Annotated in this window: 12 protein-coding genes; 8 read left to right on the top strand and 4 right to left on the bottom strand. The window is 60.0% G+C overall.

Annotated elements, in window-relative coordinates; all coding sequences use genetic code 11:
* Entirely contained in the window at positions 1–702 is a 702-nt protein-coding gene (locus PDR5_RS06535) for a hypothetical protein (RefSeq protein ID WP_064593996.1), read from the top strand.
* A 439-nt stretch (positions 703–1,141) separates the two neighbouring features.
* Here PDR5_RS06535 and PDR5_RS06530 read toward each other — a convergent pair whose 3' ends face one another.
* Positions 1,142–1,774 (bottom strand): TetR family transcriptional regulator, encoded by a 633-nt coding sequence (locus PDR5_RS06530; RefSeq protein WP_064593995.1) that lies wholly within the window; start codon positions 1,772–1,774, stop codon positions 1,142–1,144.
* A 266-nt stretch (positions 1,775–2,040) separates the two neighbouring features.
* Here PDR5_RS06530 and emhA point away from each other — a divergent pair, with 266 nt between their 5' ends.
* From emhA to PDR5_RS06495, 7 genes are all read left to right on the top strand, one after another.
* Complete coding sequence (emhA, locus tag PDR5_RS06525; RefSeq protein ID WP_039771445.1) at positions 2,041–3,198, top strand: efflux RND transporter periplasmic adaptor subunit EmhA; 1,158 nt, start codon at positions 2,041–2,043, stop codon at positions 3,196–3,198.
* 3 nt (positions 3,199–3,201) lie between these two features.
* On the top strand, positions 3,202–6,366 hold the full coding sequence (emhB, locus tag PDR5_RS06520; protein WP_064593993.1) for an efflux RND transporter permease subunit EmhB: 3,165 nt from the start codon (positions 3,202–3,204) through the stop codon (positions 6,364–6,366).
* Complete coding sequence (emhC, locus tag PDR5_RS06515; RefSeq protein ID WP_064593991.1) at positions 6,363–7,823, top strand: efflux RND transporter outer membrane subunit EmhC; 1,461 nt, start codon at positions 6,363–6,365, stop codon at positions 7,821–7,823. The genes emhB and emhC overlap by 4 nt, the downstream gene beginning before the upstream one ends.
* A gap of 289 nt (positions 7,824–8,112) precedes the next feature.
* Entirely contained in the window at positions 8,113–9,372 is a 1,260-nt protein-coding gene (locus tag PDR5_RS06510; RefSeq protein ID WP_064593989.1) for an OprD family porin, read from the top strand.
* Positions 9,373–9,556: 184 nt separating this feature from the next.
* Positions 9,557–10,747 (top strand): NAD(P)/FAD-dependent oxidoreductase, encoded by a 1,191-nt coding sequence (locus tag PDR5_RS06505; RefSeq protein ID WP_064593987.1) that lies wholly within the window; start codon positions 9,557–9,559, stop codon positions 10,745–10,747.
* 26 nt (positions 10,748–10,773) lie between these two features.
* Entirely contained in the window at positions 10,774–11,130 is a 357-nt protein-coding gene (locus PDR5_RS06500) for a DUF1641 domain-containing protein (RefSeq protein WP_082934366.1), read from the top strand.
* A 21-nt stretch (positions 11,131–11,151) separates the two neighbouring features.
* Entirely contained in the window at positions 11,152–11,970 is an 819-nt protein-coding gene (locus PDR5_RS06495; RefSeq protein WP_064593985.1) for a methyltransferase domain-containing protein, read from the top strand.
* A 51-nt stretch (positions 11,971–12,021) separates the two neighbouring features.
* Here PDR5_RS06495 and pcaC read toward each other — a convergent pair whose 3' ends face one another.
* Genes pcaC through PDR5_RS06480 form a run of 3 tightly spaced genes read right to left on the bottom strand, consistent with a single transcriptional unit; the run spans position 12,022 to position 14,593 of the window.
* Positions 12,022–12,414 carry a 4-carboxymuconolactone decarboxylase gene (pcaC, locus tag PDR5_RS06490; protein WP_064593983.1) on the bottom strand — a complete coding sequence of 131 codons (393 nt, stop codon included), beginning with the start codon at positions 12,412–12,414 and terminating at the stop codon, positions 12,022–12,024.
* 10 nt (positions 12,415–12,424) lie between these two features.
* A complete protein-coding gene (pcaD, locus tag PDR5_RS06485; protein WP_064593981.1) occupies positions 12,425–13,216 on the bottom strand; it encodes a 3-oxoadipate enol-lactonase in 792 nt (263 codons plus the stop codon).
* Between the two features lie 12 nt (positions 13,217–13,228).
* Positions 13,229–14,593 carry a 3-carboxy-cis,cis-muconate cycloisomerase gene (locus tag PDR5_RS06480; RefSeq protein ID WP_064600705.1) on the bottom strand — a complete coding sequence of 455 codons (1,365 nt, stop codon included), beginning with the start codon at positions 14,591–14,593 and terminating at the stop codon, positions 13,229–13,231.
* Positions 14,594–14,636: the final 43 nt, after the last annotated feature.

The following is a 14,636-nucleotide window of genomic DNA, read 5'->3' as shown; positions in this document are numbered from 1 at the left end:
ATGAATGACACAACAAACAACACCGCTTCAAAAGACGAAAACAATCATGAAGAAACTCAAATCAAAACATTCGAAAACACTACTCTAAACTCCATTTTATCAAGCTCAACCTATTTAATTAATCCAGTCGCCGCTGGTATTTTAGGTACTGTGCTTTCCAGCATCACCGACGACGAACCCACCAAGACCACTAACCACTCAAAACCCGAAGATGAATTTAAAACCGTTATCAAAAAAGCTCAACAACACGAAGAAAAAACCTGGAATACGATTAAACACGAAGGCAATAACAGTATTCTGATCAATATCTACAACGGAACCTCGGAAAAATTTTCACTCACCCAATGCAGCTGGGATACCAGTGGATTCCAAGGAGAGGATCTGGTCATCCACCCGTGGAAATACATGCAGTTCATACTACGCAGCACGCCTCCAGCGATTTCTGGTGGGGCGAAACGGCGCAGATCCACCCCCGTCGGACATGCGTTTACTTACTCCGGTGAAAAACAGGCCTTTCATTTCACAACCTCAGTAAAGTTAACGGCCCCCTATGAACCGTTCGCCTTTGACACGAAAATAATCCCCAAACGCGAACATAACGTTCGTTCTATTGGCAAAAAACCACTCACCTGCGAATCTCATATAACCCGGCAACAGCCCGCTCGCCCTTATAGCTATGCCATAGTGATCAACTTAGGTTAAGTACGACCGCCGCCCGTATAACCAATTATTGGGCTGTCGGGAACTGAGATTACATAATTCGCAACCATTCAAGTAAAAAGATTCCTTTGATCGTAAAGCGGTATGCACTCAAGGATGCTCCACGGTCGGCCACATCGACTACCCGACAGTATTCGTCAATTACAGAAACACGAAAAAAGCCCTGGACTCGAAAGAGTCGGGGCTTTTTGTTTATCGTAGGTCTGACGCAGCTCCAATAGGGGATCACGTCAGGATTGATTGTCTGGCACTTACCCTCTCTCACATTCCAGACACAAAATCCCTACAAAATACTGAGCTAGCAATCTGTCAATCAAGTGAACGTGCGTATATAAAAGCAGCCCATTACCGCAGCGTGCGTGAAGCACCGTTCATTTTCAACATCACGGTTGACGCCCACGGACCAATAACGAATTTTGTTTCATTTGCGCAGGCTGGGGCTCCAGCGCAGCATGTCCAGCCCCGTATCGACCCAACGCTCCGCCTCGGCGTACAGATCGAAGGCGTCCGGCGCCAGGAGCCATCCATAAAGGAGGCCGTCGATATAGGCGTGAATGCTGATGGCTGCCCGGGCGGTGTCGAGGTCCGCCGGCAACTGCCCACGATTGACCGCGTTACTCAGTGTCAGCGCGATCCGCACATTGCAATCGAGGCTGGCGGTCCGGCGCTGCTGACGCAGATCGCACATTTCATCGGTGAACTCGCACTTATGAAACAAAATTTCGTTGATACGCCGGGTCTTCGGATCCAGTGCAACTTTATGAAACAAATGAATCAGCAATTGGCGCATGCAGCCCAGTGGATCGGGTTCGTCCTCGCTTTCGCTGGCCTTGGCCAGTTCGTCCAACGGCTCATGCAGAGTATCGAGCATGGCTTGCAACAGATCGGCCTTGTTGCTGAAGTGCCAGTAGATGGCACCGCGCGTCACCCCGGCCAGGGTCGCGATATCCGACAATGTCGTGCGCGCCACGCCCCGCTCATAGAAGGCTTTCTCGGCCGCTTCGAGAATCTGGCTGCGCGTTTCCTGAGCTTCCTCTTTGGTACGACGGACCATGGCAGTAAAACCTCAAACAGGATGTTTCAGGGATGGCTGAATATCCGCTGAATAAAAAAGGGTCGATCTCTCGCGGATCGGCTCCCCGGCCTACAATTTCAGACCTTGCGACGACTTTTGTAACAGGATGGATACGACGCCAAGGTGTTTACAAACAACCATGAACGTAAGTATATTCATTAGCAAGCTACTTATCCACCCGATAACCCTTTTTTACCCTTCCACACTTCTTGTGCGCTTTTCGCGCGCCTGACCCGAGGATCTTCATGCAATTCAAGCCAGCTGTTACCGCTCTGGTCACTGCCGTCGCCCTGGCATCGCTGCTCAGCGGATGTAAAAAGGAAGAGGCGGCTCCCGCCGCACCACCTCCTCAGGTCGGCGTCGTCACCCTGCAACCACAAGCCTTTACTCTGACTTCCGAACTGCCGGGCCGCACCAGTGCATTCCGCATCGCCGAAGTTCGTCCGCAGGTCAACGGCATCATTCTCAAGCGTCTGTTCAAGGAAGGCGGCGATGTCAAAGCCGGCCAGCAGCTGTATCAGATCGATCCGTCGGTTTATGAAGCGACCCTGAAAAGCGCCGAAGCCAACCTGCGTTCGACCAAGTCGATCTCCGACCGCTACAAGCAACTGGTCGACGAGCAGGCCGTCAGCCGTCAGGAATACGACACCGCCGTGGCCAACCGCCTGCAATCGGAAGCGTCGTTGCAAAGCGCGCAGATCAACGTGCGTTACACCAAGGTCTACGCACCGATCTCCGGTCGCATCGGCCGTTCTTCGGTGACCGAAGGCGCGCTGGTCAGCAGCGGCCAGACCGACGCGATGGCCGTGATCCAGCAACTGGACCCGATCTACGTCGATGTTACCCAGTCCTCGGTCGAGTTGCTGGAATTGCGTCGCGAACTGGAAAGCGGTCGTCTGCAGAAGGCCGGCGACAACGCCGCTGCCGTCAAGCTGACCCTCGAAGACGGCAGCCAGTACAAGCTCGACGGTAAGCTGGAATTCTCCGAAGTGTCGGTCGACCAGACCACCGGTTCCGTGACCCTGCGCGCCGTGTTCCCGAACCCGGATCACACTCTGTTGCCGGGCATGTTCGTCCACGCGCAGTTGCAGGCCGGTGTGAACAGCGCCGCGATCCTCGCGCCGCAGCAAGGCGTGACCCGCGACCTCAAGGGCACCCCGACTGCGCTGGTCGTCGGTCCGGACAACAAGGTCGAGCTGCGTCAGCTCAAGGCCAGCCGCACCGTCGGCAGCCAGTGGCTGATCGAAGACGGCCTGAAGGCCGGAGATCGTCTGATCACCGAAGGGCTGCAATTCGTCAAACCGGGTGTTGAGGTCAAACCGACCGAAGCGACCAACGTCGGCAAGAAGAACCCGGCCCCCGCTCAGGCAGCTGACAAAGCCGCCGGCGGCAAAGGGGAGTAATCCATGTCAAAATTTTTCATCGACCGTCCGATTTTCGCCTGGGTAATTGCCTTGGTGATCATGCTGGTCGGGGCACTTTCGATCCTGAAACTGCCAATCAACCAGTACCCGAGTATTGCGCCACCGGCCATTGCCATCTCCGTGACCTACCCGGGTGCTTCGGCACAGACGGTTCAGGACACCGTGGTGCAAGTGATCGAGCAGCAGCTCAACGGTATCGACAACCTGCGTTATGTGTCCTCGGAAAGTAACTCCGACGGCAGCATGACCATCACCGCGACCTTCGAGCAAGGCACCAACTCCGACACCGCGCAGGTCCAGGTCCAGAACAAGCTGAACCTGGCCACCCCGCTGCTGCCGCAGGAAGTGCAGCAACAGGGTATCCGCGTGACCAAGGCAGTGAAGAACTTCCTGCTGGTGATCGGCGTGGTGTCGCGTGACGGCAGCATGACCAAGGACGACCTGTCCAACTACATCGTGTCGAACATGCAGGACCCGATCTCCCGGACCGCCGGTGTCGGTGACTTCCAGGTCTTCGGTGCCCAGTACGCGATGCGCATCTGGCTCGACCCGGCCAAGTTGAACAACTTCAACCTGACCCCGGTCGACGTGAAAACCGCGATTGCGGCGCAGAACGTCCAGGTTTCGTCCGGTCAGCTCGGCGGCTTGCCTGCCGTGCAGGGCCAGCAGCTGAACGCCACGATCATCGGCAAGACCCGTCTGCAGACCGCCGAGCAGTTCAAAGAAATTCTGCTCAAGGTCAACAAAGACGGCTCGCAGGTTCGCCTGAAAGACGTCGCCGACGTCGGCCTGGGTGGCGAGAACTATGCGATCAGCGCCCAGTTCAACGGCAGCCCGGCGTCCGGTCTGGCGGTGAAACTGGCCAACGGCGCCAACGCCCTCGACACCGCCAAGGCACTGCGCAAGACGATTGACGACCTCAAGCCGTTCTTCCCGCAAGGCATGGAAGTGGTGTTCCCGTACGACACCACCCCGGTGGTGACCGAGTCGATCAAGGGTGTGGTTGAAACCCTGGTCGAAGCGATCGTACTGGTGTTCCTGGTGATGTTCCTGTTCCTGCAGAACTTCCGCGCCACCGTCATCACCACGATGACCGTGCCGGTGGTATTGCTCGGCACGTTCGGCATCCTCGCGGCGGCCGGCTTCAGCATCAACACCCTGACCATGTTCGGCATGGTGCTGGCCATCGGTTTGCTGGTAGACGACGCCATCGTTGTGGTGGAAAACGTCGAGCGGGTGATGAGCGAAGAAGGCTTGTCACCGAAGGAAGCGACCAAGAAATCCATGGGCCAGATCCAGGGCGCCCTGGTCGGTATCGCCCTGGTACTGTCGGCGGTATTGCTACCGATGGCATTCTTTGGCGGCTCCACCGGTGTGATCTACAAGCAGTTCTCGATCACCATCGTGTCGGCCATGGCGCTGTCGGTACTGGTCGCGCTGATCTTCACCCCGGCGCTGTGCGCCACCATGCTCAAGGCGATTCCACACGGCGAACACGGCACCCCGAAAAAAGGCTTCTTCGGCTGGTTCAACCGTGGTTTCGACCGCAGCGTCAAAAGCTACGAGCGCGGCGTCGGCAACATCCTGCGCCACAAGGCCCCGTACCTGCTGGCTTACCTGATCATCTTCGTCGGCATGATCTGGCTGTTCCTGCGTATTCCATCGTCCTTCCTGCCGGAAGAAGACCAGGGCGTACTGTTCGCCCAGGTGCAGACCCCGGCCGGTTCGAGTGCCCAGCGCACTCAAGTGGTCGTGGATGAAATGCGTGAGTTCCTGCTGCGTCCGACCAAGGATGGCGGTGAAGGCGACGCCGTAGCGTCGGTGTTCACCGTGACCGGCTTCAACTTCGCCGGCCGTGGCCAGAGCTCGGGCATGGCGTTCATCATGCTCAAGCCGTGGCACGAGCGGAACGCCGACAACAGCGTGTTTAAACTCGCCGCCCGCGCCCAGCAGCACTTCTTTACCTTCCGCGATGCAATGGTGTTCGCCTTCGCCCCGCCGGCCGTACTGGAGTTGGGTAACGCCACCGGTTTCGACGTGTTCCTGCAGGACCGTGCCGGTATCGGTCACGAGCAACTGATGGCCGCGCGTAACCAGTTCCTGGGCATGGCCGCGCAAAGCAAAGTGCTGTCGCAGGTGCGTCCGAACGGTCTGAACGACGAACCACAGTTCCAGTTGGAAATCGACGACGAGAAAGCCAGTGCTCTGGGCATCACCATCTCCGACATCAACAACACCCTGTCGATTGCGCTGGGCAGTAGCTACGTCAACGACTTCATCGACCGTGGTCGGGTGAAGAAGGTGTACGTACAGGGCCAGCCGGACTCGCGCATGAGCCCGGAAGACCTCAAGAAATGGTATGTGCGTAACGCCAGCGGCACCATGGTTCCGTTCTCCGCATTCGCCAAGGGGGAGTGGATCTACGGCTCGCCAAAACTGTCGCGTTACAACGGCGTGGAAGCAGTCGAGATTCTCGGTGCCCCGGCGCCTGGCTATTCCACCGGTGAAGCCATGGCCGAGGTCGAGGCGATTGCTGCCAAACTGCCGAAGGGTGTCGGTATTTCCTGGACCGGTCTGTCCTATGAAGAGCGTCTGGCAGGTTCGCAGGCGCCGGCACTGTTCGCGCTGTCGCTATTGATGGTGTTCCTGTGTCTGGCGGCTCTCTACGAGAGCTGGTCGATTCCGATCGCCGTCGTGCTCGTCGTACCGCTGGGGATCATCGGGGCATTGCTGGCGACCAGTCTGCGCGGTCTGTCCAACGACGTGTACTTCCTGGTGGGTCTGTTGACGACCATTGGTCTGGCGGCGAAAAACGCCATTCTGATCGTCGAATTCGCCAAGGAACTGCACGAACAGGGCAGCAGTCTGCGCGATGCCGCCATCGAGGCTTGCCGCATGCGTCTGCGTCCGATCATCATGACGTCCCTGGCGTTCATCCTCGGCGTGGTGCCTCTGGCAATTTCCACCGGGGCAGGTTCGGGCAGCCAGCACGCAATCGGCACCGTGGTGATTGGCGGTATGATCACTGCCACCGTTCTGGCGATATTCTGGGTTCCACTGTTCTTCGTCACTGTGTCGTCCATGGGTCAGCGCAAAAACGCCGGCAAGGATGACGCCATAGAAACTCCTAAAGAGGCTGGCCAATGAGCAAGTCGCTACTCTCCATCGCAGTCGCCGCCTTCGTGCTGAGCGGTTGCTCGCTGATACCGGATTATCAGCAGCCGCAAGCACCGGTGGCGGGCCAATACCCGCAGGGCCCGGCGTACTCGCCGGCCCAGGCACCGGCGCAGGCCGCTGCCGAGCAGGGCTGGAAGCAGTTTTTCCATGACCCGGCCCTGCAGCAGCTGATCCAGGTGGCCCTGGAAAACAACCGCGACCTGCGTGTCGCGGCGCTGAACATCGACGCCTACGCGGCTCAATACCGCATCCAGCGCGCCGATCTGTTCCCGGCCGTGTCGGCCAATGCCAGCGGCAGTCGTCAGCGGGTTCCGGCCCGTGCGTCGCAGACCGGTGAAGCGGCCATCAGCAGTTCCTACTCCGCTACCGTCGGCATCAGCGCCTACGAACTCGACCTGTTCGGTCGGGTTCGCAGCCTGAGCGAACAAGCGCTGCAACAATACTTCGCCACCGAAGAAGCGCGCCGCAGCACCCAGATCAGCCTGGTGGCCAGCGTGGCCAACGCCTACCTGACCTGGCAGGCCGACAAGGAACTGCTGAAGCTGACCCAGGACACCCTCGGTGCCTTCGAGGAAAGCTACAAACTGACCAGCCGCAGCAATGAAGTCGGTGTGGCCTCGGCGCTGGACCTGGCGCAGTCGCGTACCTCGGTCGAGAACGCCCGGGCACAACTGGCGCGTTACACCCGCCAGGTGGCCCAGGACGAAAACAGCCTGACCCTGCTGCTCGGCACCGGCATCCCGGCCAACCTGCAAGCGGCCAAGCCGCTGTCGGATGACCTGCTGGCCGACGTACCGGCCGGTCTGCCGTCGGATCTGCTGCAACGTCGTCCGGACATCCTTCAGGCCGAGTACAACCTGAAGGCCGCCAACGCCAACATCGGCGCGGCCCGTGCAGCGTTCTTCCCGAGCATCAGCCTGACCGCCAACGCGGGCAGCCTGAGCCCGGACCTGTCCGGTCTGTTCAAGGGCGGTTCGGGCACGTGGCTGTTCCAGCCGCAGATCAACCTGCCGATCTTCAACGCCGGCAGCCTGCGCGCCAGCCTCGACTACGCCAAGATCCAGAAGGACATTGGCGTGGCGAACTACGAGAAGTCCATTCAAACGGCCTTCCAGGAAGTCGCCGACGGCCTGGCCGCGCGCCAGACCTACACCGAGCAGTTGCAGGCCCAGCGTGATTTCGTTCAGGCCAACCAGGACTACTACCGCCTGGCCGAGCGTCGCTATCGCATTGGCGTCGACAGCAACCTGACCTTCCTCGATGCCCAGCGTCAGCTGTTCAGCGCGCAACAATCGCTGATCACCGACCGCCTCGCGCAGCTGACCAGTGCGGTCAACCTGTACAAGGCCCTGGGCGGTGGCTGGAATGCGCAGACCGCGCAGAACGAGCCGCTCAAAGAAGAAGCGCCGAAGATGAAGTTGTTCTGATCATCTGCTGAATACAAGAAGCCTACCGTTTGGTGGGCTTTTTGTTGCCCGCAAATCTTGCGTTCGATAATCGCCCAAATTCCACTTTCGCCGATTGAATCGCCTCGCCCGCGCCCCGCACCATTCGAGCCACAAAACCAATAACAACAGGTTCGACACCATGCTCCCGCGCCCTGCTCCTCCCGGCTGATCGCCGCCGCTTCGCCTCTGAATCCATCGTATGTCTGCGCCTTGAAAAACGGTCGCAGCGCCCCCGTTTGCCCCAAAAAAACAAGAGAGACCCGAGCCCATGACAACCTCCCCTGCGCCCTACGCACTTCCCGGTCTGATCGCCCTCGCCCTGGCCGGCATCGCGCTGCCCGCTGCGGCTGAAGAAGCCGGTTTTATCGACGGGGCCAAGGTCAACCTGAACCTGCGCAACTTCTACATCAACCGCAACTTCACCAACCCGACCAAGGCTCAGGGCAAGGCTGAAGAGTGGACGCAGAACTTCATCCTCGACGCCAAATCAGGCTTCACCCAGGGCACCGTCGGGTTCGGTCTGGATGTGCTGGGGTTGTACTCGGTGAAGCTCGATGGCGGCAAAGGCACCGGCGGCACGCAATTGTTGCCGCTGGATCATGACGGACGCCCGGCGGACAACTTCGGCCGCACCAACGTCGCGTTCAAAGCCAAACTGTCGCAAACCGAAGTGAAGGTCGGCGAGTGGATGCCGGTGTTGCCGATCCTGCGCTCGGACGACGGCCGCTCGCTGCCGCAGACCTTTCGCGGTGGCCAGATCACCTCGAAGGAAATCGATGGCCTGACCCTTTACGGCGGCCAGTTCCGCGCCAACAGCCCGCGTGACGACAGCAGCATGAGCGACATGTCGATGACCGGCAAAGCCGCGTTCACCTCCGACCGCTTCAACTTTCAGGGTGGCGAATACGTGTTCAACGACAAGCGCACCCAGATCGGCCTGTGGAACGCTGAACTCAAGGACATTTACAGCCAGCAATACGTCAACCTGATCCACAGCCAGCCGCTCGGCGACTGGACGTTGGGCGCCAACCTCGGTTTCTTCTACGGCAAGGACGACGGCAGCGCCCGCGCCGGCGAGCTCGACAACAAGACCTGGTCGGGGATGTTCTCGGCAAAATACGGTGGCCACACCTTCTACGTCGGCCTGCAGAAACTCACCGGCGACAGCGCCTGGATGCGCGTCAACGGCACCAGCGGCGGCACCCTGGCCAACGACAGCTACAACGCCAGCTACGACAACGCGCAGGAACGCTCCTGGCAGGTCCGCCACGACTACAACTTCGTTGCCCTGGGCATCCCCGGCCTGACCCTGATGAACCGTTACATCAGCGGCGACAACGTGCACACCGGCACCATCACCGACGGCAAGGAATGGGGCCGCGAATCGGAACTGGGCTACACCGTGCAGAGCGGCGCGCTGAAGAACCTGAACGTCAGATGGCGCAACTCGACCATGCGCCGCGACTTCAGCAACAACGAGTTCGACGAGAACCGCCTGATTGTCAGCTATCCGATCAGTTTGCTGTGACTGTGAAAACGGCGCTCCCGGCGAGCGCCGTCTTTGACCGCTGGTCATTTGAGTCTGGCAAGCCACCAAGACCCGGTTACATTTAAGCGGTACTTTTTATTCTCCAGCCTGCAGTAGGAGTCATTTACCTTCCGTTATCTCCGGATGCCGTACGCGAAGCACACCTTGACCATGGAGGTCAGGTATGAAAAAGCGAATAGTGATCGTCGGTGGCGGCGTAGGCGGAACCATGCTGGCCAATCAACTGGTCGGCAAACTGTATCCCGAACTCCTGCGTGGCGAAGTCTCGATCACTCTCCTGTCGGAATCCCCCGATCATTACTACAAACCTGCGTTCATGTACGTGGCGTTCAACCTGTTCTTCAAAGAAGAACTCAAACGCCCGGAACGCTCGTTGTTGCGACCTGAAATCGACTTTCAGGTTGAAAAGGTCATACGGTTCGACTTCAACAACCAACACCTCAAAACCCATAGCGGCAAGTTTTTTGCCTACGACTTTCTGGTCATCGCCACCGGTTGTGTGCCCGCTCCGGAACGCATCGAGGGTTTGAAAGAGGCTGGCGACCACTTCTATCAATACGAACCGGCGCGCCAACTGGCGCAGCGTCTGAGCACGATTGAAAAAGGTCGGATTTTCATTACCGTGTCTTTTCCGCAGACTCCCAATGTGCCGCACCAATGCGGTATTGCTCCGGTAGAAACGACACTCATGCTGCATGATTTTCTGTGCCGTCGTGGTGTTCGCAAGAACGTGGAGATCATCTACACCTACCCGACTACCGCCCAGCTGTTGCGCAACTGTCTGTTCCTGCAACGCCCGACCGGAGAGATCCTGCCGGGCATTTTCGACAAAGCGGGCATCCAGTATCGGCGCGGTTTCACTCTGAGCCAGGTCGATCCCGACACAAATATCGCCTACTCCCATGAAGGCGCGGACGAACCGTTCGACATCCTGATGGCAACCCCGCCGATCCGTGCCGTGGATGCCGTGCTGGAAGCCGGTATTTCTCAAGCGCCAAACAACGAAGGCTGGCTGCCGACCAACCACGAAACGCTGCAGGTCTATGGCCATGAGGGGGTCTATGTGATCGGCGACACCGTTGACCTGCCGGTGAGCAAGGCCGGTGGTGCCTGCCATAACCAGGCGCCGGTGATCGCCAACAACATCGCCGCCGAAATCCGTCTGGGGCACCCCATCAGTGCCTATGACGGTCGCGTTCAGGCCGTTGCGCAAATGGGCCTGAATGCCGGAATGCCGCTTTGGTACAACTATCGGAGCGATGTACTGCCGACGCCACCGACCAAACTCGGCGGCCTGCTGCGCAACAGCTTCAATCGCGGTCTGTACTGGGCGGTGGCCCGTGGAATGCTTTGACCCTGCACAGGGAGGAGTGATTGCTGATGAATGAGTCTGAAGCCCTGTCGGCCACACCCGGCTACACCGCCCTGATGGCCAGACTGCAACCGTTGATCGACGGTGGACGGCTGGAAAACATTGTCGACCTGCTGTCCCTGCTGTCGGATCTGGTCGACCTGTTGGATGAAGCCATGGTGGAGAAGCTGTCCTTGCTGGTCGAACAGGCGGCAGCCTGCAGTTGGGAGATGGCCAATGCTCTGCGTCTGGCGAAGGCTGAAGTCGCGGCGCACCACCAGCCACCAAGCGTCGTTGCACTGCTCAAACTGTTGAACGACAGCGATACACGCAAAGGAGTAGCCGTTGTCCTGAAAGCGCTCAACGTCATCGGAAGACAACTTTAACTCGCCAGAGAGGATCACCTCATGAGCGTAAAACTCGAAACGCCGGGCAAGCCCTGCTCCGACTGGGACGCCAAGGCGTACCAGCAGTTTTCCCGTCTCAGGCAACAACCGGTCGTTGAATTGCTCGGCCGCGTCGAACTGAACGATCCGAAACTCATTTATGACCTCGGTTGCGGCACCGGCATTGCCACGCAACTGTTGGCCGAACGCTGGCCGCGTGCGCAGTTGCGGGGCATCGACAGTTCGGCACAGATGCTCGATCAGGCCCGCAGCCTGCCGATCAAGGCGTCGTGGCAGCACTGCAACCTGCTCGACTGGCAACCCGAGCAATCGGCCGACCTGCTGCTGGCCGCAGCCGTGCTGCACTTTATCGACGACCATGAGCAACTGCTGCCCCGTCTGCTCGGCCACATAAACCCCGGCGGCTGCCTCGCCGCGCATATGCCGGACTGGCGTGATGCGCTGTGGTATCAGCTGATGCTCGACACCCTCAACGATGCCGGACCCTGCGGCCGCCCCATCGGCACTGCGCAATTGCGCCAGCGCATGGCCGCGCGGCCGTTGTTGTCACTGGAGGATTACTACCGGCTGCTGGCCCCGCTGACCCAATCACTGGATATCTGGGAAACCGAGCAGTTGCAGGTGGTCGACGGCAAGTCGCCGGTTTATGACTGGGTGAAGGTGTCGGCGCTGCGGCCGGTGATGCAGGGGCTGACGTCGGAGGAACAGGCGCGCTTCATTTATCACTACCTGAGGCGGGTGCATGCGCATTATCCGCAGGAGGAAAATGGCCATACGTTGTTTGCGTTCAAACGGACTTTCATTGTTGCCAAGGTATGAAGTTCAAAGGATCGCAGCCTTCAACAGGCTGCGACCCCTCGAATTCGGCGATTAATCGCGAGATTCGGTACCCAGCTCATCCCACACCGATTCAGCCAGATGAAACGTCGCATTCGCCGCCGGAATCCCGCAGTAGATCGCGCTCTGCATGATCACTTCCTTGATCTCGCCGCGGCTCACGCCATTGTTGGCCGCCGCCCGCAGGTGCAACTTGAGTTCACCCTCGCGGTTCATGCCGATCAGCATGGCGATGGTGATCAGGCTGCGGGTGTGGCGCGGCAGGCCCGGGCGGGTCCAGATGTCGCCCCAGGCGTGACGGGTGATCATCTCCTGGAATTCCGAGTTGAACTCGGTCAGCGTGGTCAGGCTGCGATCGACGTGGGCGTCGCCGAGCACCGCGCGGCGCACTTGCATGCCGTCGTCGTAACGTTGTTTCTCGTCCACGGAAATCCCCTCAATCGGCCAGCAAAAAGGTCAGCACGCGATCGCTGAACGCGTCGCCAGCCTGAACGTTGGAAAGGTGCGCCGCATAAAACTCGGCGTACTCGGCGCCACGCACATGTTCCTGAATGAAATGCCCGCCGGACGGTGGCGTCACCGCATCTTCGGTACCGGCAATCACCAGCAGCGGCGCCTTGATCGACGACAACTGCTCACGGAAATCCGCATCGCGCACCGCTGCACAGTTGGCGGCGTAACCTTCAGGATTGGTCGCGGCCAGCATGTCGGTAATCTGCTTCGCTGCTGCCGGATGGGCGGCAGAAAAGTCCGGAGTGAACCAGCGGGCAATCGATGCATCACGCAACGCGACCATCGCCGCCGGGCCGTCACGCAGCACGGTTTCGATGCGCGGATTCCACACCGACGGATCGCCGATTTTCGCCGCCGTGTTGCAGACGATCAGTTTGTTCAGCCGCTGGCCGGCGTTGATCCCCAGCCACTGGCCGATCAGGCCGCCCATCGACAGACCGCAGAAATGCGCGCGTTCAATGTGCAGCGCATCCAGCAGCGCCACTACGTCGCGGCCCAGTTGCTCGATGCTGTAAGGGCCCGGCGTCACCAGCGACTGGCCGTGCCCACGCGTATCAAAACGCAGCACGCGAAAATGTTCGGTGAAGGCCGGCATCTGCACGTCCCACATGTGCAGGTCGGTGCCCAGCGAGTTCGACAGCACCAGCACCGGTGCATCGACCGGGCCTTCCAATGAGTAATGCAGTTCGCCATCGGCGAGTTGAACGAAAGCCACAGCCCTCTCCTTTCAGTCAGACAATGCGTTGTGTTCGGCCACTGCCCGCTCGACCCAGACTTGCGCCTGACCGAGGTAATGGGCGGGATCGAGCAGATGATCCAGTTCGGTTGCGCTCAGTTCGGCGGTCACCTGCGGTTCGTCACCGAGGACCGCTCGCAGATGACGCTGTTCGGCCACCGCCCGTTTGCAGCATTGCTCGAGCAGATGATGCGCGGTGTCGCGGCCGACCCGTTGCGCGAGCACGATGCTCACCGCTTCGGCCAGCACCAGACCTTGAGTCAGTTCCAGGTTACGGGCCATGCGCGCGGCATCGACCTCCAGACCGTCGGCCAGCAGCCGCGCCTGTTGCAGCGCGCCCGACACCAGGCAGCAGATGTCCGGCAGGGTTTCCCATTCGGCGTGCCACAGACCGAGGCTGCGTTCGTGTTCCTGCGGCATGGCGCTGAACAGCGTCGACACCAGCCCCGGCACGCGGGTGGCGGCGCCGATCAGCACCGCCGCGCCCACCGGATTGCGTTTGTGCGGCATGGTCGAGGAACCGCCCTTGCCCGGCGCCGACGGTTCGAACACTTCCGCCGCTTCGGTCTGCATCAACAGGCTGATGTCGCGGCCGAACTTGCCGAGGCTGCCGGCGATCAGACCGAGCAGCGCGCCGAACTCGACGATGCGATCACGCTGGGTGTGCCACGGTTGTTCCGGCAGGGTCAGGTGCAGTTCTTCGGCCAGCGCCTGGGCGATCGGCAACGCCTGTTCGCCGAGTGCCGCGAGGGTGCCGGACGCGCCGCCGAATTGCAGCACCAGCAGTCGCGGTTTGAGCTCGCGCAGACGCTGACGGCTGCGCGTGATCGCACCGAGCCAACCGGCGATCTTCATGCCGAGCGTCACCGGCGTCGCATGTTGCAGCCAGGTGCGCCCGGCCAGTGGCGTCGCGGCGTGGCGCTGCGCCTGAATGGCGAGAGCGTCGGCCAGTTGCGCCAGCTCCCTTTCAATCAATTCCAGCGCCTGACGCAATTGCAGCACCAGACCGGAATCCATCACGTCCTGACTGGTGGCGCCCAGATGTACATAGCGCTCGGCTTCGGCATCGGTCGCGGCAATCTGTTTGCCCAATGCCTTGACCAGCGGAATCGCCGAATTGCCGGCGGTGGCAATCGCCTCGCCCAGCGCTGCGAAATCGAACAGTCCGGCGCGGCAGGCGTTTTCGATCGACTCGACGGCGTCCGCCGGAATCAACCCGACACGCGCTTCGGCCCGGGCCAGTGCCGCTTCGAAGTCGAGCATCGCCTGCACCCGGCCCTGATCGCAGAACACGTCGCGCATATCGCGGGCAGTAAAGTAGGCATCGAACAATTGATTGCCCGGTCGCTGAGTCATAAACAGTCCTTGCCGGCGCGGGCCGGTGTGGCCCGCGCGCATC

It is taken from the genome of Pseudomonas sp. DR 5-09, assembly GCF_001655595.1.
GTDB classification, from domain to species: Bacteria; Pseudomonadota; Gammaproteobacteria; order Pseudomonadales; family Pseudomonadaceae; genus Aquipseudomonas; species Aquipseudomonas pharyngis.
The sequence above is the reverse complement of the archived record's forward strand: the minus strand, read 5'-3'. Positions and strand labels throughout refer to the sequence as shown.

Excerpts from the sequence above, each read along its gene's own strand:
- PDR5_RS06500 (WP_082934366.1), top strand. The coding sequence starts at position 10,774 with ATGAATGAGTCTGAAGCCCTGTCGGCCACACCCGGCTACACCGCCCTG.
- PDR5_RS06530 (WP_064593995.1), bottom strand. The coding sequence starts at position 1,774 with ATGGTCCGTCGTACCAAAGAGGAAGCTCAGGAAACGCGCAGCCAGATT.
- PDR5_RS06535 (WP_064593996.1), top strand. The coding sequence starts at position 1 with ATGAATGACACAACAAACAACACCGCTTCAAAAGACGAAAACAATCAT.
- PDR5_RS06505 (WP_064593987.1), top strand. The coding sequence starts at position 9,557 with ATGAAAAAGCGAATAGTGATCGTCGGTGGCGGCGTAGGCGGAACCATG.
- emhC (WP_064593991.1), top strand. The coding sequence starts at position 6,363 with ATGAGCAAGTCGCTACTCTCCATCGCAGTCGCCGCCTTCGTGCTGAGC.
- PDR5_RS06480 (WP_064600705.1), bottom strand. The coding sequence starts at position 14,593 with ATGACTCAGCGACCGGGCAATCAATTGTTCGATGCCTACTTTACTGCC.
- PDR5_RS06495 (WP_064593985.1), top strand. The coding sequence starts at position 11,152 with ATGAGCGTAAAACTCGAAACGCCGGGCAAGCCCTGCTCCGACTGGGAC.
- emhB (WP_064593993.1), top strand. The coding sequence starts at position 3,202 with ATGTCAAAATTTTTCATCGACCGTCCGATTTTCGCCTGGGTAATTGCC.
- emhA (WP_039771445.1), top strand. The coding sequence starts at position 2,041 with ATGCAATTCAAGCCAGCTGTTACCGCTCTGGTCACTGCCGTCGCCCTG.
- PDR5_RS06510 (WP_064593989.1), top strand. The coding sequence starts at position 8,113 with ATGACAACCTCCCCTGCGCCCTACGCACTTCCCGGTCTGATCGCCCTC.